Origin of the sequence: Amycolatopsis sp. DSM 110486 (assembly GCF_019468465.1) — a bacterium.
Lineage (GTDB): Bacteria > Actinomycetota > Actinomycetes > Mycobacteriales > Pseudonocardiaceae > Amycolatopsis.
In genome coordinates, this window is the sequence record NZ_CP080519.1 from 7,436,785 (window position 1) to 7,458,126 (window position 21,342).

Here is a 21,342-nt window from a genome sequence, read left to right on the forward strand (position 1 = left end):
ATAGATCCAGACAAAGAGTTGGACCCAATCGTCTCGGCGCTCTTACCGTGGCCTGCGCCACTCGAAGAACGGAGAGCACCGAATGCTGTTGCCGACGTCCGACGGTCCGCCGATCCGCGTCACGTCCGTGGAGACGACCGTCGTCAACGCGGAGCTGCGGAACTGGATCCTGGTCAAGGTCCGCACCGACCAGGACGGTCTGTACGGCTGGGGCGAGGCGAGCCTCAACTGGAAGACCCGGGCCGTGACCGGGGCGATCGAGGACCTCGCGCCGCTGGTGATCGGCCGCGACCCGCGGGACATCGAGCAGATCGTGCGCGTGCTGACCAAGCACAGCTACTACCGCCTCGGCATCATCGGGGCCACCGCGATCAGCGGCATCGAGCACGCGCTGTGGGACATCTTCGGCAAGTCCGTCGGGCTGCCGGTGTGGCGGCTGCTCGGCGGCCGGGTCCGCGACTCGGTGCGCGTGTACACCCACCTCGGGCTCGGCGACATGAGCTCGGTCTACGACACGGCCGACGCCGGCCGGCTGCGCGAGAAGGCCGCGGCGGTCGTCGAGCGGGGCTACGACGCGCTCAAAGTCGTGTTCATCCCCTACGGCAACCACCTCACCGTCGCCGCGGAGCGCCGGCACGTCGACAAGCTGATGGCGACGCTGCGCGACACCGTCGGCCCCGACGTGGACATCATGGTCGACTTCCACGGCCGCACCGCGTCCGTCGCCGCGGCCTTGCAGTACATCGAGGTGCTGGCGCCGTACGAGCCGCTCTTCTGCGAAGAACCCGTGCAGCCCGGTGACACGGAAGCACTGCGGCAGGTCGCCGAGCGTTCGCGGGTGCCGATCGCGACCGGGGAACGCCTGGTGGGCCTCGGCGAGTTCCTGCCGGTGTTCGCGGCGAAGGCGGTGCACGTCGCGCAGCCCGACCTCAACCACACCGGCGGGCTGCTGGAGGGCAAGCGCATCGCGGCCATCGCCGACACCGAGCTCGTGGGCGTCGCGCCGCACAACCCCAACGGCCCGATCGCCGGGGCCGCGGCCCTGCACTTCGACGTGAGCACCCCGAACTTCGTGATCCAAGAGGAGATGAGCGGCGCGGTGAGCTGGTACGACGACGTCGTGCGCACCCCGATGACCCGGGTGGGCAGCCACTGGCAGGTCCCCGACGAACCCGGGCTCGGGGTCGAGGTGGACGAGCGGGAGGCCGCGAAGCACCCGTTCAAACCGGAAGTGCCGCACAGCAGCTCGGCCGTGCTGGCCGACGGAACGGTGGTGGACTGGTGACCACCACGATGCGGACGTTCGCCCACCCCGCCGGCGTGCACAACGCCACGCCGCCGCGGGTGGTCTTCGGCCCCGGCACCTCGGCCGGCCTGCGCGACGAAGTGGAGCGGCTCGGCGCGAGCCGGGCGCTGGTCGTCACGACCCCGGGCCGCACCGAGCTCGGTGACCGGTTCGCGACCGCGATCGGCGATCGCTGCGCGGGGCTGCTGCCCGAGGCCGTGAGCCAGGTGCCGGTGGAGCTCACGCGCCGCGGCGCCGAGAAGGCGGCGAGCCGGGGCGCCGACTGCCTCGTCGCGATCGGCGGCGGCGCGGCGACGGGCCTGTGCAAGGGCATCGCGTACCTCTCCGGACTGCCCATCATCGCCGTGCCCACCACCTACTCCGGCTCGGAGATGACGGGCTTCTGCGGGATGACCGCCGACGGCGTGAAGCGCATGCACGAAAGCCTCGCGATGCGACCGTCCACAGTGATCTACGACGCCGAGCTCTCGCTGTCGCTGCCGCCGGCGGTCAGCGCGTCGAGCGCGATGAACGCGCTGGCGCACTGTGTCGACGCGATCTACCTGCCCAGCCTGAGCCCGCTGATCGCGCCCGCGGCGGTCGAGGGCGCCCGGGTGGTGGCGACCACGCTGCCGGCGCTGCTCGCGAACCCGGGCGATCTCGCGCTGCGCAACGAAATGCTCTACGGCGCCTACCTTTCCGGGGCCGCGCTCACCGGCGGCTTCGCGATGCAGCACGCGATCGCGCACATGCTCGGCGGCAGCTACGACGTGGAGCACGGAGTCGCGCACGCCGTGGTGCTGCCCTACGTGACCGACCACCTCGTGCGCCACGCGCCCGGGCCGCTCGGGCGGATCGCGGCCGCGCTCGGCACCGACGACCTTGCCGGCGCCTTGTGGGACCTCGCCACCGGCGCGGGACTCCCGGTGCGCCTCGCCGACGTCGGCTTCGGCCCCGGCGACGAGGACCGCGCCGTCGAGATCGCGACCACGGCCGACGGTGCTCCGGCCACGCCCGACACCCACGATGGCGGCCGGGCGGGCAACCCGGCGCCGGTCACGCCGGCCGCCGTGCGCGCCATCCTCCGCGCGGCTGCCGACGGGACCCGTCCGGGTGGTTCGCGATGAGGATCCTGCTGATCGGCGAAGCCGCGGACCACGAGGACGACCTGCGCGCGCACCTCGCGCAGCCGTACGAGGTGGCCGGGCTGCCGTGGGCGGCCGCCGACTCGGCCGCGTTCGACGGGGAGCTCGGCCCGGACGACGTCGTCGTCTCGTTGCGGTTCTCCCGCCCGGAGGGCCAGGCGCCGCCGTTCCGGCTCCTGCACGTGCCGGGCGCGGGCCTCGATCGGATCGACTTCGCCGCGCTGGCCCCGGAAACCGCCGTGGCCAACGTGTTCGAGCACGAGACGCCGATCGCGGAGTTCGTCCTCGCCCGGCTGCTGGAGTGGGAGATCCGGGCGGCAGAACTGCAGGCGTCGTTCGGCGCGGACGCGTGGCCGGAGCTCTACGCGCACCGCGTCCCGCACGGCGAGCTGTACGGCAAGACGCTCGGTCTCGTCGGCTACGGGCGCATCGGGCGGGCCATCGCCGAGCGCGCCGCCGGGTTCGGCGTCGAGGTGCTCGCGGTGGACGACTTCGCGAGGGGTGACGGCATCGCGAAGGTGCTGCCGACCGCCCGGCTGGCGCAGGTGCAGGAAACGGCCGACTACCTCGTGCTCGCCTGCCCGCTCACGGCGGAGACGACGGGGCTGATCGACGCCGCGGCGCTGGCGCGGATGCCGGCCCACGCCGTGCTGGTGAACATCTCCCGCGCGCCGATCGTCGACGAGACCGCGCTCTACGAAGCCTTGCGGGACAACGGGATCGGCGGCGCGATCCTCGACGTCTGGTACCGCTACCCCGGCAGCGGCGGGGAGGCCGTGGCCCCCGCGGCACACCCGCTGTGGGACCTGCCGAACGCCTGGTGCACGCCGCACTCCAGCGCCTGGACCACCCAGCTGCCGCGCCGCCGCTACGCGGTCATCGCGGAAAACATCAACCGGCTCGCCGCAGGGGAGCCGTTGCGCCACGTCGTTCGCCCGCCGAATGGCACCGCTCAAGGAGGAGCAAGCCATGACCCCCACCGGAACACCTGACCAGATCTGGGCCGAGTCCCGGCGCCGTCTCATCCCGGGGACGGTGATCGGGAGCCTCATCGAGTGGTACGACATCGCCGTCTACGGCCAGGCCGCGGCGCTCGTGTTCGGCACATTGTTCTTCCCCCAGTTCTCCGACACCGCCGGGCGCGTCGCCGCGTTCGCGACCTTCGGCGTGGGCTACTTCGCCCGGCCGCTCGGCGCGATGATCTTCGGCCACGTGGGGGACAAGTACGGCCGCCGGTTCTCTCTCGTCTGCACGCTGCTGCTGATGGGGATCGCGACTGTCGTGATCGGGCTGTTGCCCACCTACGCGGGCATCGGGATGCTCGCGCCGGTGCTGCTCGTGGTCTGCCGACTGCTGCAGGGGCTCGGCGTCGGCGCCGAGTACGTGGGCGCCGTGACCATGGTCGCGGAGTTCGCGCCGGCGAAGAAGCGCGGCTACTTCGCCTCGCTGCCCGCCTCGGGGGTGTTCCTCGGGATCGGGCTGGCGGCCGCGGTGAGCGCGAGCGTCTCGGCGCTGCCGAACGACCAGCTGATGAGCTGGGGCTGGCGAGTGCCGTTCCTGCTGAGCTTCGTCGTGGTCGGCATCGGCCTGCTGATCCGCCTGCGCGTGCCCGAGTCACCGGTGTTCGCCGAGCTGAAGGAAGCTCGGGCCCGCACCAAGGTGCCTGCCCTCACCATGATCAAGGCAATGCCGAAGCGGCTGCTGCTGGTGATGGTCGCCAACGGCGTGCTGGCGTTCAACATCTACGTGGTTCAGACCTATTCGCTCAGCTACCTGGCGGGCAAGGGCGTGGCCAAGAGCAGCGCGCTCGTGGCGGTGCTGGTCGGCTGCGCGGTCGGTGCGGCGGTGATCCCCGTGCTGGGCAAGGTTTCCGACCGCTCCGGGCGCAAGCCGGTGTACGTCGCGGTGAGCGCTTTCTGCGCGCTGGTGCCGTTCCCGTTCTTCTGGCTGCTGGACACCCGCAACGTGGGCCTGATCGTGCTCGCCTTCGCCCTCGCGCTCGGTGGCTGCCTCGCGATGTTCGGTTCGCAGGCCGCGTTCTACGCCGAGCTGTTCCCCGCGCAGTACCGCTTCAGCGGTTTCGCGCTGGGTCGCGAGATCCCCGGCGCGGTGCTCTCCGGACCCGCCCCGGTGATCTGCGTCGGCCTCGTGACGCTCGGCGCCGGTTCCCCGAGCCTCGTGGCGGTCGCGATGGTCGTGGTCGCCGTCGCCGGCCTGCTCGCGGTGCTCGCCCTGCCGGAGACCCGCGGCACCGACCTGGCACCGATGGTCGAGCCCTTTCCCGCGGTGACCGAGCGCGCGGGCGCCTGACCCCCGTTCCGGGCCGGCTGCCCCCCACCGGTCCGGAACGGGTTCCACACCACGTCCTACGAACGCTGTCCCGACAGCAGCTCGAACGCCTCCCACATCCCGGAGTAGTGGCCGCCGCGGTCGAGCAGCTCGTCGTGGCTGCCGGCCTCGGCGATGCGGCCGCGGTCGAGCACCACGATGCGGTCGGCCGACTGCGCGGTCTGCAGCCGGTGGGCGATCACGATGGTCGTGCGCCCGGCCGAGAGCGTGCGCATCGCCTCGGCGACGTGGGCTTCGGCCGCGAGGTCGAGGTTCGACGTCGCCTCGTCGAGCAGCAGGATCGCCGGGTCCACGAGCTGGGCGCGGGCGAGCGCGAGGAGCTGGCGCTGCCCGGCCGAGAGCGAGCGGCCGCGTTCGGCGATCTCGTGCAGGTAGCCGCCGGGCAGCGTGGCCACGAACTCGTGCGCCCCGACGGCCCGTGCGGCCGCCTCCACCTCGGCGTCGGTGGCGTCGGCGCGGCCGTAGGCGATGTTGTCGCGCACGGTGCCGGTGAACAGGAACGCCTCCTGGGGCACGTAGCCGAGTGCGCGACGGTAGGCGGCGAGGTCGAGTGAGCGCAGGTCGTGGCCGTCGACGCGGACGCTGCCGGTGTCCGGGTCGTAGAAGCGCGCGAGCAGCTTCACCAGCGTCGACTTGCCCGCGCCCGTCTCGCCGACCAGCGCCACGGTCTCGCCGGCCGCGATCGTCAGGTCGACCTCGCGCAGCGCCTCCGGCGGTTTCGCCACGGCCTGCGAGCCCGCGACCAGCCGGGGGTCGGCGGGACCACGGCGTTCACCCGTGCCGAGCGCAGGCGCCGACGGATACGCGAAGCGCACCCCGTCGAAGGTGATCTCGCCGCGTAGCCGGCCGGGGTCGATCGCCTGGACGGCGGGCGGGGTGAGCGTCTCCAGCCGCATCAGGTCGGAGATGCGGCTCACCGACACGCGCGTCTGCAGCCACGAGTCGAACACCTGCGACAACTGCTGGATGGGGGAGAAGAACAGGTCGATGTAGAGGATGAACGCGATCAGCGCGCCCGGCGTCAGGCTGCCGGTGTAGATCATCCCGGCGCCGACCCCGAGCACGATCGCGTCGGCGCCCGCCGAGAGGAACTGCACGAACGGGAAGTAGGTGGCGGCCAGCCGCTGCGCGGAGTAGCGCGAGTCGAGGTAGTCGCGCCCGAGCCGGCGGAAGCGGCGGATCGTCTCGTCCTCGTGGGCGAACGCCTGGGACTCGCGTACGCCCGAGAGGCTCTCCTGGAAGTCGGCGTTCACGATCGCCACGCGGTCGCGCGCCACGTCGTAGAGCTTCGCGGCGCGCCGGCGGAAGATCACCGTGCCGATGGCCAGCGGCACCACCACCGACAGCGTGCACAGGCCCAGCAGCGGGTTGACCACGACCAGCGTCACGCCGACCCCGGCGAACGTCACGAACGCGACCAGCGCCGAGAGCAGCCCGTTCTGGATGAGCGACTCGAACTGGTCGACGTCGGTGGTCATCCGCGTCATGATCCGGCCGGCCATCTCGCGCTCGTAGTAGTCGAGCGAAAGGCGTTGCAGCTGCGCCCAGATCCGGATCCGCAGCGACAGCATCACGCGCTGCGCGGTCCGGCCGGTCACGAACGTCTGCGCCACCTCGTCGAGGAACGCGATCAGGGTGATCAGTAGGAACAGCCCGGCGGCGCCGAAGAGCACGGCCTGCGCGCCCTGCAGCACGCCGTCGTCGATGCCCCTTTTGACGAACACCGGCCCGATCACCGACGCGACGGCGTCGATCACCACGAGCAGCAGCCCGAACAGCAGCGGACGGCGGAACTCACGCAGCAGCGTGCGCAGGGAGAACGTGCGCTCCTGGCGGGCTTCGGTGGCGAGGTCGACCTTCGCGAAGTCCCGCACGGGTTTCAGCTGGTCGACGCGGGCGAGCAGCTGCGGGGTCGGAGGCAGTGCGGCGCGCCAGCCGCTGCCGCCGGCCGAGCCGCCGAGGCCGGCGCCGATGCCCACGGCTCCGGTGGCGCGGGCCGTGACGCGCCGGCCGTTGCCGTTCTGCCCGTTGCCGTTGTGCCCGTTGCGTTCCCCACGCCAGGCCGACGCGGTGGTGCCGGCCACGGTGAGGGCCTCGATGCGGTCGCCGACTCGTTCGGCGGCTTCCTCCTCGAGACCGGTGAGCAGCGTGCGGTAGAGGGCGCTGCGCTCGACCAGCTCCTCGTGGGTGCCCTGGTCGGCGACCACGCCGCCGTCGAGCACCACCACGCGGTCGGCCAGGTGCAGCGTCGAGCGGCGGTGCGCGACGAGCAGCGTGGTGCGCCCGGCCAGCACCGTGCGCAGCGACGCGTTGATCGACTCCTCGGTGTTGGCGTCGACGGCACTGGTGGCGTCGTCGAGCACGAGCACCCGGGGGTCGGTGAGGATCGCGCGGGCCAGCGCCACGCGCTGGCGCTGCCCACCCGAGAGCGAGAGCCCGCGTTCGCCGACTACGGTCTCGTAACCCTGCGGCAGGGCGCGGATGAAGGCGTCGGCCTCGGCGACCTCGGCGGCGGCGAGGATCTCCTCGTCGGTGGCGCCCGATCTGCCGTAGGCGATGTTGGCGCGGATGGTGTCGGAGAACAGGAAACTCTCCTCGAACACCACGCCGACCTGGGACCGCAGAGATTCGAGCCGCACCGTGCGCAGGTCGTGCCCGTCGAGCAGCACGGCGCCGGACTCCGGGTCGTGGAAACGGGACACGAGCGTGGTCGCGGTGGTCTTGCCGCTGCCGCTCGGGCCGATCAGCGCGACGCGCTCGCCGGCCGCGATGTGCAGGTCGAAGCCCCGCAGCACCGGCGCGTCGGGCGAGTATCCGAAGTGGACGTTCTCGAACGTGATCTCGCCCTTGGCCGTCGGCAGGTCCACGGCGTCGGGGGCGTCGGCGATGTCCGGCTCCAGGTCGATCAGCTGGAAGATCCGCTCGACGCCCGCGCGGGCCTGCTGGCTGATCGCGAGCACACCCGCGAGCTGGCGCGCGGGGGCCATCAGCTGCCCGACATAGGTGGAGAAGGCGAGGAACGTGCCGAGGCTGAGCCCGTGGTGCAGCGCGAGCCAGCCGCCGAGCACGAGGATCGCGACCTGCCCGAGCGCGGGGATCGCCTGAAGCAGCGGCTGGTACCGCGACTGCAGCCGCACAGCCCGCAGCTGCATGCCGTAGAGATCGCCGGCGGTGTCGGCCAGGCGGCCCAGCTCCCGGTCCTCCTGGCCGAACGCCTTGACCACGCGCACGCCGTTGACGTCCTCGTCGACGATCTGCACCACGTCGCCCTCGCGCTGCTGCGCGGCCCAGGTGGCGGGGAAGATCCGCCGGCGCATCCGGTAGGACACCATGAGCAGCAGCGGCACCACGACCAGGCTCACGAGCGCGAGCAGAGGCGAGAGGACCAGCATCACGCCGAGCGAGAGCAGGACCAGCAGGATGTTGCCGCTCATGATGGGCAACAGGCTCAGCAGGCCCTGCACGAGCGCGGAGTCCGACGTCGCGCGCGACACGAGCTGGCCCGTGGGCATGCGATCGAGGTTCGCGAAGTCCATGCGCTGCAGGTGGGCCTGGATGTCGTTGCGCAGGTCGTACTGCACGGCCAGCGCGACCCGGCCGCCGCGGTAGCGCCGCTGGTAGGCGAACACGAACGCGGCCGCGGCGAGCACGAGCAGAGCGATCAGCCACGGCCACAGCGAAGCTGAGCGGCTGAGGATCACCCCGTCCACGATCTGGCGTTCCAGCAGCGGCACCACGGTCTGGCAGGCGCTGCCGAGCACGGCGGCGCCGAAGGCGATCAGCAGCTCGCGGCGGTGGCGCAGGACGTAGCCGCCGAGGCGGCGCAACCAGCGGGACTTCTCTTCGGGTTCGCTCACCGGTTTCCGGCCGACCGCTCGGCCATGACCTCGTCGATCGCGTCACCGAGCCGGCCCAGCGACTCGAGCACCACGTCGCCGTCGGGCGTGCGGGCGACCAGCGCGAGGAGCCCCTTGATCATCTCGGCCTCGGTGGCGGCGAGCAGCCGTTCGCCTTCCGGTGTCAGGGAAAGCGCCGTGGCCCGGTGGTCGGCGTCGACATCGCCGCGGATCAGGAGGCCGCGTTTCGTGAGCGCGTCGACGGCGGCGCTGATCGCCGGGCGGCCGAGCGCGAGCCGCCGGGCCACGCGGGAGGCGCGCTCGTCGCCCGAGGCGACGGCGGACAGCACGCGGTAGTGGGCGAGGTTCAGCTCTCCCGACGAGCGCTCCAGCAGCCGCGAGACGCGGGCCAGTGCGCGCACGGCGCTCGTCGCGGTCTGCTCGCGGGATTCTCCGGGGGACGGCATGATCCCGACTGTAACCCCTGTTTGTTCGATCGTCGAACTAGTGGGTCTCGGCGGACCGAACAAGATTCGGTAGCCTGGGCTCGACCGGCCTGGGTCGACAACGGAGTTCTCTGCTCACGCGCGCCGCGGGCAGAACGAGGTTCGGAGGTAGCGTGAGCTTCAACCTGGCCACGATCTTGCACGAGTCCGCGCTCGCCCAGCCGGAAAAGGACTTTCTGCGTTTTCCGGGTGGAATCCACTCCTACGCCGCGGTGGACGAGGCGTCCGGCCGGGTCGCGACGGCGTTGCGCGCGCGAGGTTTCGCGCCGGGCGACAAGATCGCCGTGCAGCTGGCCAATGTGCCCGAGTTCGTGTTCGCGTACTTCGGGATCCTCAAGGCCGGGCTCACCATGGTGCCGCTGAACCCGCTGCTCAAGGCCGACGAGATCGCCTACCACCTGGCCGACTCCGACTCGCGGCTGCTCATCGCCGACACGGCGCTGGCCGGCGAGGTGGCGAAGGCGCTCGCCGAGGTGCCCGAGGTGGCCGCGGTCGTCGTGGGCGGGCTGGACGGGTGGCCCGCCGGCGCGGTCGGGTTCGCCGAGCTGCTCGACGCCGAGGACGACGGTGACCTGTACCCCGGCGCGGCCGACGACACCGCCGTGCTGCTGTACACGAGCGGCACTACCGGACGTCCGAAAGGCGCCGAGCTGTCGCATTTCTCGCTGTACATGACGTGCACGATCGGCGGGCAGACGTTTGGCACGGAGCCCGAGGACGTGGTGCTCGCGGTGCTGCCGTTCTTCCACGTCTACGGCCTGTCCAGCATCCTCAACTCCGCCGCCCGTCACGCGCGCACGGTGTCGGTCGTCCGGCGGTTCGAGCCGAAGGCGGTGCTGGAGGCGATCGAGCGCGACCGCGTGACGATCATGGCCGGCGTGCCCACGATGTACCACGCGCTGGCCGTCGCCGACAGCTCCGCGTACGACACGAGCAGCTTGCGCATCGGCAGCTCCGGCGGCGCCGCGATCCCGGAGCAGGTGCTGCTGGCGTTCGAGGAGAAGTACGGCATCCCCGTGCTGGAGGGCTACGGCCTGTCCGAGTCCGCGTCGACGACCACGGTGAACCCGGGCGCCGCCAACCGCAAGGTGCTCTCCATCGGCAAGCCGATCTGGGGCGTGCAGCTGCGCATCGTCGACGCGCAGGACCGGCCGCTGCCGCAAGGCGTCGACCACGTGGGCGAGATCGTGCTGCGCGGGCACAACATCACAAAGGGCTACTACAAGCGGCCCGCCGAGACCGCCGAAGCGTTCCGGGGTGGGTGGTTCCACACCGGGGACCTGGGTTACGTCGACGAGGACGGGTTCGTGTTCGTCGTGGACCGCAAGAAGGACCTCGTGATCCGGGGCGGGTACAACGTGTACCCGCGCGAGGTGGAGGAACTCCTCTACCGGCACCCGGCCATCGGGGAGGCCGCGGTGATCGGGGAGCCGGACGAGCGGCTGGGCGAGGAGATCGTCGCCGTGGTCTCCCTGAAGGCGGGTGCGTCGGCGGAGCCGGAGGAGATCGTGGCGTGGGCGAAGGAACGGATCGCCGCGTACAAGTACCCGCGCCGGGTGCGGATCGTCGACGAGCTGCCGAAGGGGCCGACGGGGAAGATCACGAAGCTGCCGTTGCGGGGGAAGTGACCGTCCACTGTGGTCGGAGGGCCCCGGTTCAATCGAACGTGAAGTCGTACGCCTGGAGCCCCGGGGTGAGCGACAGTGTCAGCGTCGAATGGCGGGCCGCCGGGCCGGAAACCAGCGTGTAGAGCTTCGGGACGCCCGAAGCCGCCACTGTCGTGCGGGTGCCGTCGAGATCGACGGTGAGCGTGCCCGTGCCGGCGAGGACGAGGTGGACGGCGCGGGCGCGGAAGTTCAGGCGCAGGCGCGCGGCCGGGCCCGCGGTGAGGGACTCGCCCGACGCGGTCCAGGTGCCGTCCAGGGCGAAGGTGTCGGAAGCGACGGCGGCGGGGAAGCGCAGCGTGCGGGTCCGGCCCGGCGGTGGCTGGTCGCCGGTGATGTCGAGGGGCGCGTTGGCCGGGCCGAGGTAGGTCTCCGGCGTGGAGGCTTGCACCGGGGTCCGGTCGGGGACGTCGGTGGGCGGCGGCAGGGGACCGGCGCCGGCGTCGGTGAGGAGGCCGCGGAGCTGCTGTTCGGTGTCCGCGTACGCGCCTTCGCCGAAGTGGGAGCCGCGGACTTGGCCGGAGGCGTCGACGAGGTAGGAGGCGGGCCAGTACTGGTTGCCGTAGGCGTTCCAGGTGGCGTAGTCGTTGTCGATCGCCACGGGGTAGTCGACGCCGAGGGCCTTCACCTGGGCGGCGACGTTGGCGGGTTCGTGCTCGAACGCGAACTCGGGCGTGTGCACCCCGAGTACCTCGAGCCCCGAATCTCGGTAGATGCGGTACCAGCTTTCGTAGTGCGGCAGGGCGCGCAGGCAGTTCACGCAGCTGTAGGTCCAGAACGTGACGAGCACGACCTTCCCGTGCCGGCTCGCGAGCGTCAGCGGCCGCCCGCCGGGGGTGTTGAGCCACGCGGCGATGCCCGTCGGTTCGGGCGCGGCGCCGAGCTCGTGCAGGCTCGCGGTCGCGGAAGTGCCGGCCTCGAACGACTTCTGCAGCGCCGCGGTGTAGTCGGGCACGGCGCGCTGCAGGCCGGCGGTGAGGTCGAACGCCGTGGCCGCCGCGACCGCCAGCAGCGCGACGCCGGTGGTCACGCGGATCGCCCGGGCGCGGGCGCGCAGGGACCGGACGCGGCGCGTCAGCGCGTCGCCGGCCAGCGCGAGCGCGAGCAGCGGGATCCCGGCGCCGACGCCGAACGCCGCCGTGAGGACCAGCGCGCCGAACCCGACCTGGTGCGTCGCGCCGAGCACGGCGATGGTCGCGAGCACCGGGCCCGCGCACGGCACGTAGACCAGGCCGAGGGCGAGGCCGACGGTGAACCCGCCCGCGTCCGGGTCGGCCGCGCGTCCGCGAAGCCGCGCGAACGGCCGTTCCAGCAGCTCGCCGACGCGGCGCGAGACCAGGCCCAGCCCGAGCAGGGCGAGGACCGCGATCCCGGCGTCGCGCAGCAGGTCCTGCGGCAGGTGGAACGCGCTGAGCACGAGTGAGCCGAACAGCGTCGCGAGGCTGAAGCTCAGCACGAGCCCGGCGACCACGCGCACGGGCCGGCGCGACCCGGCCGTGAGGACCACGGGCAGGACCGGCAGCACGCACGGCGAAATGCTCGTGACCGCGCCCGCGAGCAGGCCGGCGAGCACAAGAGTGAGCATGGTTTCTCCCCGGGGACGAATTGCTCGCAGCCTAGCGGTTATTCGTAACCTATCAAGATGGTTATGACTTGAGACACGAAAAAGGCCGGTGAAGGCGGAATGCCTTCACCGGCCTGGCCGTGCCGGGGAGCGGGTCAGCCGACCTGTCGCGACGGGGACAGGGGCGGGTTGCCGCGCTGGCGCGCCCGGTAGGCGGCCGCCTTCATCTTGTTCCCGCAGGTCGCCATGGCGCACCACTCGCGCCGCGACCCGCGGGAGCGGTCGAGGTAGACCTGGGTGCACTCGGGCCGGCCGCATTCCTTGAGCAGGTCGGCGTCCGGCCCGCCGAGGATCTCCACGGCCTCGCGGGCCACCGACGACAGCGCCTGCGCGGGGGTCGCTTCGAGCCGGCGACCTTCCGGTGCCAGCTGCGGCACGGTCGAGGGATGCGCCGCGAACTCGTTGACCACGTCCATGGCCCGCAGGTCGGGCTCGTGGTGGGTCAGCCGTGCCGCGACCAGCGCGTAGATCGCCTCGCGCAGCTCGATCGCGGCGGCCACGTCCTGCGGCCGGCTCCCCGGGTCGGTGTCGGTGACGCCCGACTCGCGGAACCACGCGTCGAGGTTGCGCGGTGAACCGAGCTTCTCCAGGGGTTCGGCGTTGCGCCGGGCGCGCAGGGTCCCGACGAAGTCGAGTGCCGGGTTCCCGCAGGGGAAGGCGTGTTCCATCGCACCAGTCTGACAGGTGACGAAAAAGAACGCAACAATCGCTAACCGGTAAAAGCAATTTAACTGGAATGTGCGGCAAAAATGCGTAACCGTCTTGACTGGTGACGAATTCGCGTGCGAAAGTTTCGTCATCACCACCAGGGCCCCGCGGAAACCGCGGTTGGCGGCCCCCGTCCGGAAAGGTCTCGCCTTCGATGGATCCGAATTTCTCGCTTCTGCTCGTCCTGCGGAACGTGCTCGTCATGATGGGCGCGCTCACCGGCACCCCGGTGCCCGGTTTCGTGCCGGGGGAGTACCTGTGATCACCACCGGCCAGTACCTGCACGTCGTCACCCGGGCGCTGACCGGCATGGCGGCCGTCGTCGAGCAGCTCGGCGACGACCTGGCCAACACCCGCCTCGAGCTGCCCGGCGCCAACGCGCCGTACGCGGTGCTCAACCACTGTCTCGGCGCCACGGCCTACTGGGCCGGCGAGGTCGTCTCCGGCCGCGCCGCTCACCGCGACCGCGACGCCGAGTTCACCGCCGCCGGCCCGGTCGCGCCGCTGCTCGACCGCGTGCGCAAGACCGTGCGGCAGCTCAAGAAAGACGTGACCCGCGCGGACCCGCACGCGACCGTGCCCGCCGCGCTGGCCGGCTTCGGCGACCCACTCGACGCCGGCGGCGCGCTGCTGCACCTGTGCGCCGATCTCGTCCAGCACCACGGCCAGCTCGAAATCCTGCGCGACGTCCTGCTCGCGCAAACCCGCACCGCCGCCTGACCCCCGAAGTTCTGTCGAGAAAGGACAGTTGCCATGACTGAAACCACCTACACCGCGGTCGTCACCGCTACCGGCGAGGGCCGCAACGGCGGGCGCGCCACCGCCGCCGACGGTTCGCTCGACGTCACCCTCGCCATCCCGAAGGAGCTCGGCGGCAACGGCGGCGCGACCAACCCGGAGCAGCTGCTCGGCGCCGGCTGGGCCTCGTGTTTCCTCGGCGCGGTGAAGATCGTTGCCGCGCAGAAGAAGGTGAAGCTCGCCGACCTCGCCGTGGTCGCCGACATCACCCTGCACAACGAGTCGGCCGACTTCTGGCTCAGCGCCGCCCTACACCTCGAAGTGTCCGGTGTGGACCAGGCGACCGCCGAAGAGCTGGGTCACGCCGCGCACCAGATCTGCCCGTACTCGAAGGCGACCCGCGGCAACGTCGAGGTCACTATCGACGCGACCGTCGCCTGACGGTGCGCCCGACGGACGAGGAGCACACCATGATCTCCCGGCGGGCGTTCGGGAAGGCTGTGGGAGCGGGGGCGGTCGTCGCCTCGCTCCCGACCTTCTCCTCGGAGGCCTCGGCCACCCCGGCCGTGGCCTCCGGGCTGGGCCCGGTCCGCCACGTGCGCACCGACCTGCTCGACCTCGCCTACCACGAGGTCGGCCCGGCCCGCGGCGACGTGGTGCTGCTCGGCCACGGCTGGCCGTACAGCCCGCACGCCTACGCCGAGGTCGCGCCCGCGCTGGCGGGCCGCGGCTACCGCGTGCTCGTGCCGTACCTGCGCGGTCACGGCGCCACCCGCTTCCGCGACGCCACGACGATGCGCTCCGGCCAGCAGGCCGCGCTCGGCGCGGACCTGATCGCGTTCCTCGACGCGCTCGGCGTCGAAAGCGCGGTGTTCGGCGGCTACGACTGGGGCGGGCGCGCCCTCGACGTCGCCGCCGCGCTGTGGCCGCGGCGGTGCCGCGCGCTGGTGTCGGTGAACAGCTACCTGATCCAGAACCTGGACCCGGGCGTGCTCGCGTCCTCCCCGGACGCGCCCGGCACCGAATCGGCGCACTGGTACTTCTACTTCTTCTTGACCGAGCGCGGCCACACGGCGCTGACGCGTTCGCGGCGTGACCTGGCGGAAGTGGTGTGGCGGCGCAACTCGCCGCAGTGGCGCTTCACGAGCGCCGACCTCGACATCGCGGCCGCCGCGATGGACAATCCGGACTACGTGGACGTCGTCATCCACAACTACCGCGTGCGCCAGGGCGCGGCGCCGGGCGATCCTCGTTACGCCGGCCTCGAGGCGCGGCTGCTGGCGCAGCCACCGATCACGGTGCCGGCGGTGACGCTCGACGGGCTCGCCGACGGCAGCTTCCCGGCGACCGACGGCACGGCGTCGGCGAAACATTTCACCGGCCCGCGCGTGCACCACCGCGTGCCCGGGGCTGGGCACAACCTGCCCCAGGAGAAGCCGCGCGCGTTCGTGGACGCCGTGCTCGAAGCGGTCCGGCTGTGACCCCGCTCGGCGGCGGGGCCCCGGCCTCCTGGGCACCCGCCGGATCAGGAGCAGTGATGCACCCCGCCAAGACGCCCGTCACCTCGCGCGGCCGCGCCAAGCACGTGATCGCGGTGCTGGTCGTGCCCGATTCCGTGGCGCTGGAGGTCACGGTGGTGCACCAGGTGTTCGGCCCGCGGATGGCGGCGATCGCCGAGCTGACCGGCGATGCCGACAGCGCGTACGAGGTGGTGCTGTGCGGCGAGGAGCCGCGCCAGGTGCTGTCTTCGGGTGTGGACTTCGGGGAGCTCGCGCCGCTGGAGACGCTGCTGACGGCCGACACGGTGATGGTGCCGGGTGTCGAGGAGCCGCTGGCGGAGCGGCCGCGGTCCGTGGTGCGGGCGTTGCGGGGCGCGGCGGACGCCGGCGCGCGCATGGTGTCGTTCTGCGGGGGCGCGTTCCTGCTGGCGCGGGCCGGGTTGCTGGACGGGCGCCGGGCGACCACGCACTGGCTGTTCACCGAGGAGTTCTGCCGGGAGTTCCCGCAGGTCAAGCTGGAGCCAGGATGCCTGTACGTGGACGACGGCAGGGTGCACACGTCGGGCGGGATCTTCTCGGCGACGGACCTCGCGTTGCACCTGCTGGCCGAGGATCTCGGCCAGGCCTATGCCGGCGATGTCGGGCGCCTGCTGGTGACGGCGCCGCGGCGGCCGGGTGGGCAGGCGCAGTTCGTGAAGGACTCGATCCGGATCGCGGGGGAGCCGGCGCTCGGTTCGTTCCTGGCGTGGCTGCGGGAGCACCTGCACGAGCCGTTGACGCTGGCCGGGCTGGCCTCGCAGGTGCACCTGAGCGAGCGGAGCCTGGTGCGGAAGTTCCGGCGGGCCACCGGGATGACGGTGTTCGACTGGATCAACCGCGAGCGCGTGGCGGCCGCCAAGGTGCTGCTGGAGACGACGGACCACCGGATCTCGGAGATCGCCGCGATGGTGGGGTTCGGCTCCGCGGAAACCCTGCGTCGTCACTTCGAACGCCAGGTCGGCACCACGGCGGGCAGCTACCGGGCCACCTTTCGCGCCACTCCGGCCGCGTCGTGACGAACCCGGCGCCGGGTGAGGCTCGATCTGGCGGGATCCGAGCTTCGGACCCGCTTCCCGCCAGCTAGCGTCGAAGAGCGGGGCCACGGTGGCCCAGGCGAGGAGGAAACCATGCCGGCGTACGGATTTTTAGTCCAGTTCGAAGCGAAGACCGGGAAGGAGGACGACGTGGCGCAGTTCCTGACTGACGCGAAGTCCCTTGTGGACGCCGAACCGGGCACCTTGGCCTGGTTCAGCTTCCGCCTCGGGCCGTCGTCGTTCCGGATCTTCGACGCGTTCGAGACGGAGGAGGACCGCGAAGCCCACCTCCAGGGTGAGGTCCGACGGCAGATCGAGCTGCGCGGCGACGAGCTTTTCGCCGTGCCGCCCACGATCACACCGGTGGACCTGCTGGCCACGAAGCTCCCGCCGCACTGACCCGCCGCGACGCGGCGGCCGTGCCACGCTGGGTTCGTGCCCGAACCCCGTGACCCGGCCACCGCGTCCCCGCGTGACTTCGTCGGCTACGGCCGGTACCCGCCGCGCGTGCGCTGGCCCGGCGACGCCAAGGTCGTGGTCAACGTCGTCGTGAACTACGAGGAGGGGGCCGAGTACTCGATCCCCGACGGCGACGGCCGCAACGACGGCTGGGGCGAGTACGCGTACGAGGTCGGCCCCGAGGTGCGTGACTTCGGCACGGAGACGCACTACGAGTTCGGCAGCCGCGTCGGGATCTGGCGGCTGGCGCGGATCTTCGACCGGTACTCGGTGCCGGTGAGCGTCGGCGCGTGCGCGGTGGCGCTGGAGCGCAACCCGGCCGTCGCGGAGTGGATCCGCGAACGCGGCCACGACGTGATCGGCCACGGCTACCGCTGGCTCGACTACGCGCGGATGTCCGTCGACGACGAGCGGGACCACCTGCACCGCGCGATCGAGTCGCTGGAGCGGACGACGGGACAGCGGCCGCGCGGGTGGTACGTGCGGTCGTTCCCGAGCGAGCACACGCTCGACCTGCTCGTGGAGGAAGGCGGGTTTCTCTACGATTCGGATCCGTGCAACGACGAGCTGCCGTACTTTTCGGAGCGCGGGCTGCTGATCGTGCCGTATTCCAAGGTGTACAACGACACCCGCTACCTGCTGAGCCCGACCTACGGCTCGCCGGCGCAGTTCTTCGAGAGCCTGCGGCTCGCGCTCGACTACCTTTGCGAGGAAGCCGACGACGGCTTCGGGGCGCGGATGATGACCGTCGGGCTGCACCCGCGGTGGAGCGGTCAGGCCGGGCGCGCGGCGGCCGTGCGGGATTTCGTCCGGTATGCCACGGAGCAGCCGGGTGTCCGCTTCCTGCGGCGGCTCGACATCGCGCAGTGGTGGTCGGACCACCACCGGGACTGGGAGCCGATCGGGCCGTGACTGCCGGCCGTTACTGTCGGGCCGTGACTGTCCACAGTGGTCCTCGGTCGTTACGGTGTCCTCATGGTGGGTGACGCGAGGACGGTGTCGGTGCCGGTCGAGGGCGGGGCGCTGGCCGTGGAGGTGGTGGCCGCGGCTTCGGCGCCGGTGCTCGCCGTCCACGGGGTGACCAGCAACCGCCGGCTGTGGAACTGGCTGCGGGCCGAGGCGCCGGACCTGTCGCTGGTGATGCCGGACCTGCGTGGGCGCGCGGGCAGCTTCGCGGTCGCCGGCCCGTCTTCGTTGCGGCAGCACGCTTCGGACCTGGTCCGGGTGCTCGACGCGCTGGGCCACCCGGTGGTCGACGTGTGCGGGATGTCCCTGGGCGGGTTCGTCGCGGTGGAGCTCGCCACGCGCAGGCCGGACCGCGTGCGCGGGCTCGTGCTGGTCGACGGCGGATTCCCGATGGCCGTGCCCCCGGGCCTCACGCCCGAGACGGTGCCCGCCGCGTTCGCCCCGCAGCTGGAGCGCGTCTCGCGGCGCTGGGCGGACGTCGACGAGTACTTGGCCTATTTCACGCGCACCAACCCCTTGCTGGACGCCGCCGACCCGCTCCTGCGCGACTGCCTCGACCACGACCTGTCCGACGGCCGCGTCTTCCTCAGCCGCGAAGCCGTGCTGGCCGACGCGACCGACGTGTTCTTCGGCGAGTCGCGCTGGCAGGAGATCGCCGTGCCGACCGAGCTGGTGTGCGCCGAGTGGAGCTCGGGGGCGGGCACGCCGCCCGCGTACAGCGACGAGGCTCTGACCGGTTTCCGTGCCGCCCTGCCCTCCCTGCGCCGCCCCCGGCGCATCACCGGCGCCGACCACGCGGCCACGATCATGACCCACTCGGGCGCGGCCGTCGTAAGTGCGGCGCTGCACGATCTGCTGGCCCGATAGAGCCGTTGTCGGGGTGGGTGTTTCTGCGGCGCTTGACAATTATGACGGTTGTCATAGCCTTCGGGGGTGGCCGATCCCTGGTTCTTCTCCCGCCTGTTACCCGGCGTCCGCCTCGCCGGCACCATCCTCGACGGCGTACTCCGGGGCCCGGAAGCCGTGAAGGCGCAGGTCCGCGCCGTGGGGGCGTGCTACTCGGGCATGACGGTCCGCTGGCACCTCGACGCCGGGGACCGGCAGGCGGAGGAGTACGCGGCCCAGGTCCGCGGGCACACCATCTTCGGCACCGGCACCTTCCACTTCGACGAACGCGGTGAGATCGACGAGATCGTGGTGAACCACCGTCCGCTAGGGGCGGCGCTGGTTCTGGCAGGGCTGGTCGGGGGTGATGTTGCGCCGGGGTTGGCGGTTTCCGGTCTTGGCGCTTCTGACGACGCGCCGGGTGGTGCTGTTGCCGCGAGCGGGGCGGGCTCGGCCGATTCCGAGGGCGGGGTTGCGCCTGGCGATCCGCCGTCCGCAGGTTCGCACTGATCCGTTCCTTCTGCCGACTTCCTGAGAGGACTTCCCCGATGGCCCGCCTTCTGTTGACCGAGTTCGGCGACCCCGCCACCTCCGTCCGCCTCGACGACACCCCGGCTCCGAAGCCCGGGCCGGACGACGTCGTGGTCGAGATGCTCGCCGCCCCGCTCAACCCCGCGGACTTCCTGCTGATGCGCGGCCTCTACGGCGTCCGCCCGGGGCTGCCCGCGCCCCTCGGCGCGGAGGGCGTGGGCCGGGTCGTCGAGGGCGATGCCGAGCTGGTGGGCAAGCGCGTGCTCATCCTGCCGACCATGGAACAGGGCCTGTGGGCGGACAAAGTGGTGCTCCCGCGGCGAAACGTGATGCCGATGCGCGAGGACGCCGACGTCCTCCAGCTGTCCATGCTCGCCGTCAACCCCGCGACGGCTTACCAACTGCTGCGCCTGTACGGCCGGCTTGAGCCGGGTTCGTGGATCGCCCAGACCGCCGCGAACTCCGCCATGGGCCGCTACCTCATCACCCTGGCCCGGCGCGCCGGCCTGCGCACTCTGAACGTCGTCCGCCGCCCCGAAGCCGCCGCCGAAGTCCTCTCCGCGGGCGGCGACGCGGCTGTGGTCTCCGACGACAACCTCCGCGCCTCCCTGAAATCCGCCCTGGCCGGCGAGCGGCTGTCCCTGATCCTCGACGCCACCGGCGGCCCGGTCGTCAAGGACCTCACCCGCGCCCTCGAAGACGGCGGCACCGTCGTCACCTACGCCTTCCCCGAAGGCGCCCCGCGGATCTCCCCGGCCGACCTCGTCTTCCGCGGCATCACCCTCAGGGGCTTCTGGCTGATGAACTGGCTCCGCACCGCCACGGCCGCCGAGGTGACCACCTTGTACTCCGACTTGGCCGACCTGGTGGCCACCGGCGAGCTGACGGCGCCGGTCGAAGCGACGTACCGGCTGGAGAAGTACGAGGAAGCCTTCGCGCACTCGCTGACCCCTGGTCGCCGAGGCAAGATCCTCTTCACCTTCGGCGAGTGAAGGCCGGCATTTCCATCGCGGCAAGAAGGAAGCCGCAAGTCCCGAAAGACCTGCGGCTTCCCCCTAAACGCGAAACCTCAGTGCCCCACAGCCGCGCGCACCGACTCCTTCAGCGAGCCCAGCGTGGCGATCACCGCGGTCGGCTCATAGCCGCAGTGGGCCATGCAGTTGTCGCAGCGCGGATCCTTGCCGCGGCCGAAGGCGTTCCAGTCGGTGTCCTCGATGAGTTCCTTGTAGGTCTTCGCGTAGCCGTCGTCGAGGAGGTAGCACGGGCGCTGCCAGCCGAGCAGCGAGTAGGACGGGATGCCCCACGGCGTGCACTCGAGGTCGCGCTTGCCTTCGAGGAAGTCGAGGAACACCGGCGAGTGGTTGAGGCGCCAGCGTTTGCGGTTGCCGCCGCCGAAGGCTTTCGCGAAGAGCTCGCGGGTCTGGTTCACGCCGAGCCAGTGGTCCTGGTCCGGTGCCTTCTCGTAGGCGTACGCGGGCGAGATCTGCATGTTGTCGACACCCAGGTCGTTGAGGTAGTCGAGCACGTTGATCACGTCCTGCGAGGTGTCCCCGTTGAAGAACGTCGTGTTCGTCATCACCCGGAAGCCCTTTTCCTTGGCGAGCTTGATCGCCTCGACGGCCGCGGCGAACCCGCCCTCCTTGCGCACCGACGCGTCGTGGCGGTCTTCGAGGCCGTCGATGTGCACCATCCACGCGAAGTTGTGGTGGGGCTTGAACTTGTGGATGTGCTTGTGCAGCAGCAGGGCGTTGGTGCAGAGGAACACGATCTTGCGCCGGTCGAGCAGCTGCCGCACGATCTCGTCGATCTTCGGGTGCATCAGCGGCTCACCGCCGGCGATGGACACCATCGGCGCGCCGCTCTCCTCGATGGCGCCCACGGCCTGCTCGACCGGCATGCGCTGCTTGAGCAGGGTGTGCGGTTGCTCGATCTTGCCGCAGCCGGCGCACTTGAGGTTGCAGGCGAACAGCGGCTCAAGCTCGACCAGCAGCGGGAACTTTTCCTTGCGCAGCAGCTTCTGCTTCATCAGATAACCGCCCAGTCGCACGGACTGACGCAACGGCATGGCCATGGC

Annotated in this window: 19 protein-coding genes; 14 read left to right on the forward strand and 5 right to left on the reverse strand. The window is 71.5% G+C overall.

Translation table 11 applies throughout. The annotated features are described in order from the left end of the window. Positions 1 to 82: 82 nt before the first annotated feature. Genes dgoD through K1T34_RS36085 form a run of 4 tightly spaced genes read left to right on the forward strand, consistent with a single transcriptional unit; the run spans position 83 to position 4,740 of the window. Positions 83 to 1,285 carry a galactonate dehydratase gene (gene dgoD / locus K1T34_RS36070; RefSeq protein WP_220239193.1) on the forward strand — a complete coding sequence of 401 codons (1,203 nt, stop codon included), beginning with the start codon at positions 83 to 85 and terminating at the stop codon, positions 1,283 to 1,285. Continuing rightward, positions 1,282 to 2,412 carry a maleylacetate reductase gene (locus K1T34_RS36075; protein ID WP_220239194.1) on the forward strand — a complete coding sequence of 377 codons (1,131 nt, stop codon included), beginning with the start codon at positions 1,282 to 1,284 and terminating at the stop codon, positions 2,410 to 2,412. The genes dgoD and K1T34_RS36075 overlap by 4 nt, the downstream gene beginning before the upstream one ends. After that, positions 2,409 to 3,422, forward strand: coding sequence for a 2-hydroxyacid dehydrogenase (locus K1T34_RS36080; protein ID WP_220239195.1), 1,014 nt, complete (start codon positions 2,409 to 2,411; stop codon positions 3,420 to 3,422). Before K1T34_RS36075 ends, K1T34_RS36080 begins: the two co-directional genes overlap by 4 nt. Beyond that, positions 3,400 to 4,740, forward strand: coding sequence for an MFS transporter (locus K1T34_RS36085; protein WP_220239196.1), 1,341 nt, complete (start codon positions 3,400 to 3,402; stop codon positions 4,738 to 4,740). Before K1T34_RS36080 ends, K1T34_RS36085 begins: the two co-directional genes overlap by 23 nt. Positions 4,741 to 4,796: 56 nt before the next feature. Here K1T34_RS36085 and K1T34_RS36090 read toward each other — a convergent pair whose 3' ends face one another. After that, entirely contained in the window at positions 4,797 to 8,636 is a 3,840-nt protein-coding gene (locus tag K1T34_RS36090; protein ID WP_220239197.1) for an ABC transporter ATP-binding protein, read from the reverse strand. Beyond that, on the reverse strand, positions 8,633 to 9,082 hold the full coding sequence (locus tag K1T34_RS36095; protein WP_220239198.1) for a MarR family winged helix-turn-helix transcriptional regulator: 450 nt from the start codon (positions 9,080 to 9,082) through the stop codon (positions 8,633 to 8,635). The genes K1T34_RS36090 and K1T34_RS36095 overlap by 4 nt, the downstream gene beginning before the upstream one ends. A 152-nt stretch (positions 9,083 to 9,234) precedes the next feature. Between K1T34_RS36095 and K1T34_RS36100 the strand changes: the two genes are divergently transcribed. Beyond that, a complete protein-coding gene (locus K1T34_RS36100) occupies positions 9,235 to 10,749 on the forward strand; it encodes a long-chain fatty acid--CoA ligase (RefSeq protein WP_220239199.1) in 1,515 nt (504 codons plus the stop codon). 28 nt (positions 10,750 to 10,777) lie between these two features. Here the strand turns inward: K1T34_RS36100 and K1T34_RS36105 are convergent, their stop codons facing one another. Beyond that, positions 10,778 to 12,370 carry a cytochrome c biogenesis protein DipZ gene (locus K1T34_RS36105; protein ID WP_220239200.1) on the reverse strand — a complete coding sequence of 531 codons (1,593 nt, stop codon included), beginning with the start codon at positions 12,368 to 12,370 and terminating at the stop codon, positions 10,778 to 10,780. 134 nt (positions 12,371 to 12,504) lie between these two features. Further along, positions 12,505 to 13,077, reverse strand: a complete 573-nt coding sequence (locus K1T34_RS36110; protein ID WP_220239201.1) for an ABATE domain-containing protein — start codon at positions 13,075 to 13,077, stop codon at positions 12,505 to 12,507. A gap of 298 nt (positions 13,078 to 13,375) precedes the next feature. Here K1T34_RS36110 and K1T34_RS36115 point away from each other — a divergent pair, with 298 nt between their 5' ends. The 9 genes from K1T34_RS36115 to K1T34_RS36155 all read left to right on the forward strand — a co-directional run bounded on the left by K1T34_RS36115 (position 13,376) and on the right by K1T34_RS36155 (position 20,260). Beyond that, positions 13,376 to 13,837 (forward strand): DUF664 domain-containing protein, encoded by a 462-nt coding sequence (locus K1T34_RS36115; protein WP_220239202.1) that lies wholly within the window; start codon positions 13,376 to 13,378, stop codon positions 13,835 to 13,837. A 33-nt stretch (positions 13,838 to 13,870) separates the two neighbouring features. Beyond that, positions 13,871 to 14,296 (forward strand): Ohr family peroxiredoxin, encoded by a 426-nt coding sequence (locus K1T34_RS36120; protein ID WP_220239203.1) that lies wholly within the window; start codon positions 13,871 to 13,873, stop codon positions 14,294 to 14,296. A 29-nt stretch (positions 14,297 to 14,325) separates the two neighbouring features. Next, positions 14,326 to 15,336 carry an alpha/beta fold hydrolase gene (locus tag K1T34_RS36125; protein ID WP_220239204.1) on the forward strand — a complete coding sequence of 337 codons (1,011 nt, stop codon included), beginning with the start codon at positions 14,326 to 14,328 and terminating at the stop codon, positions 15,334 to 15,336. Positions 15,337 to 15,392: 56 nt separating this feature from the next. Continuing rightward, positions 15,393 to 16,409, forward strand: coding sequence for a GlxA family transcriptional regulator (locus K1T34_RS36130; protein WP_220239205.1), 1,017 nt, complete (start codon positions 15,393 to 15,395; stop codon positions 16,407 to 16,409). 111 nt (positions 16,410 to 16,520) lie between these two features. Beyond that, positions 16,521 to 16,826, forward strand: a complete 306-nt coding sequence (locus tag K1T34_RS36135) for an antibiotic biosynthesis monooxygenase (protein WP_266118395.1) — start codon at positions 16,521 to 16,523, stop codon at positions 16,824 to 16,826. Between the two features lie 36 nt (positions 16,827 to 16,862). Further along, positions 16,863 to 17,798: a polysaccharide deacetylase family protein gene (locus K1T34_RS36140; RefSeq protein ID WP_220239207.1), complete on the forward strand. Its 936-nt coding sequence runs from the start codon at positions 16,863 to 16,865 to the stop codon at positions 17,796 to 17,798. A gap of 63 nt (positions 17,799 to 17,861) precedes the next feature. Then, complete coding sequence (locus K1T34_RS36145) at positions 17,862 to 18,719, forward strand: alpha/beta fold hydrolase (protein ID WP_220239208.1); 858 nt, start codon at positions 17,862 to 17,864, stop codon at positions 18,717 to 18,719. A gap of 66 nt (positions 18,720 to 18,785) precedes the next feature. Beyond that, positions 18,786 to 19,247 carry a hypothetical protein gene (locus tag K1T34_RS36150; protein ID WP_220239209.1) on the forward strand — a complete coding sequence of 154 codons (462 nt, stop codon included), beginning with the start codon at positions 18,786 to 18,788 and terminating at the stop codon, positions 19,245 to 19,247. 38 nt (positions 19,248 to 19,285) lie between these two features. Next, the gene (locus K1T34_RS36155) at positions 19,286 to 20,260 is read left to right on the forward strand and encodes a zinc-dependent alcohol dehydrogenase family protein (RefSeq protein ID WP_220239210.1); all 975 of its coding nucleotides are present in this window, start codon (positions 19,286 to 19,288) and stop codon (positions 20,258 to 20,260) included. Positions 20,261 to 20,337: 77 nt separating this feature from the next. Here K1T34_RS36155 and hpnH read toward each other — a convergent pair whose 3' ends face one another. Then, on the reverse strand, positions 20,338 to 21,339 hold the full coding sequence (gene hpnH, locus K1T34_RS36160) for an adenosyl-hopene transferase HpnH (RefSeq protein ID WP_220239211.1): 1,002 nt from the start codon (positions 21,337 to 21,339) through the stop codon (positions 20,338 to 20,340). Between the last annotated feature and the right edge of the window lie 3 nt (positions 21,340 to 21,342).

What these genes read in the sequence shown, in the direction of transcription:
- dgoD (WP_220239193.1), top strand. Translation starts at nt 83, where the DNA reads ATGCTGTTGCCGACGTCCGACGGTCCGCCGATCCGCGTCACGTCCGTG.
- K1T34_RS36080 (WP_220239195.1), top strand. Translation starts at nt 2,409, where the DNA reads ATGAGGATCCTGCTGATCGGCGAAGCCGCGGACCACGAGGACGACCTG.
- K1T34_RS36085 (WP_220239196.1), top strand. Translation starts at nt 3,400, where the DNA reads ATGACCCCCACCGGAACACCTGACCAGATCTGGGCCGAGTCCCGGCGC.
- K1T34_RS36095 (WP_220239198.1), bottom strand. Translation starts at nt 9,082, where the DNA reads ATGCCGTCCCCCGGAGAATCCCGCGAGCAGACCGCGACGAGCGCCGTG.
- K1T34_RS36105 (WP_220239200.1), bottom strand. Translation starts at nt 12,370, where the DNA reads ATGCTCACTCTTGTGCTCGCCGGCCTGCTCGCGGGCGCGGTCACGAGC.
- K1T34_RS36110 (WP_220239201.1), bottom strand. Translation starts at nt 13,077, where the DNA reads ATGGAACACGCCTTCCCCTGCGGGAACCCGGCACTCGACTTCGTCGGG.
- K1T34_RS36120 (WP_220239203.1), top strand. Translation starts at nt 13,871, where the DNA reads ATGACTGAAACCACCTACACCGCGGTCGTCACCGCTACCGGCGAGGGC.
- K1T34_RS36125 (WP_220239204.1), top strand. Translation starts at nt 14,326, where the DNA reads ATGATCTCCCGGCGGGCGTTCGGGAAGGCTGTGGGAGCGGGGGCGGTC.
- K1T34_RS36130 (WP_220239205.1), top strand. Translation starts at nt 15,393, where the DNA reads ATGCACCCCGCCAAGACGCCCGTCACCTCGCGCGGCCGCGCCAAGCAC.
- K1T34_RS36135 (WP_266118395.1), top strand. Translation starts at nt 16,521, where the DNA reads ATGCCGGCGTACGGATTTTTAGTCCAGTTCGAAGCGAAGACCGGGAAG.
- K1T34_RS36145 (WP_220239208.1), top strand. Translation starts at nt 17,862, where the DNA reads ATGGTGGGTGACGCGAGGACGGTGTCGGTGCCGGTCGAGGGCGGGGCG.
- K1T34_RS36155 (WP_220239210.1), top strand. Translation starts at nt 19,286, where the DNA reads ATGGCCCGCCTTCTGTTGACCGAGTTCGGCGACCCCGCCACCTCCGTC.
- hpnH (WP_220239211.1), bottom strand. Translation starts at nt 21,339, where the DNA reads ATGGCCATGCCGTTGCGTCAGTCCGTGCGACTGGGCGGTTATCTGATG.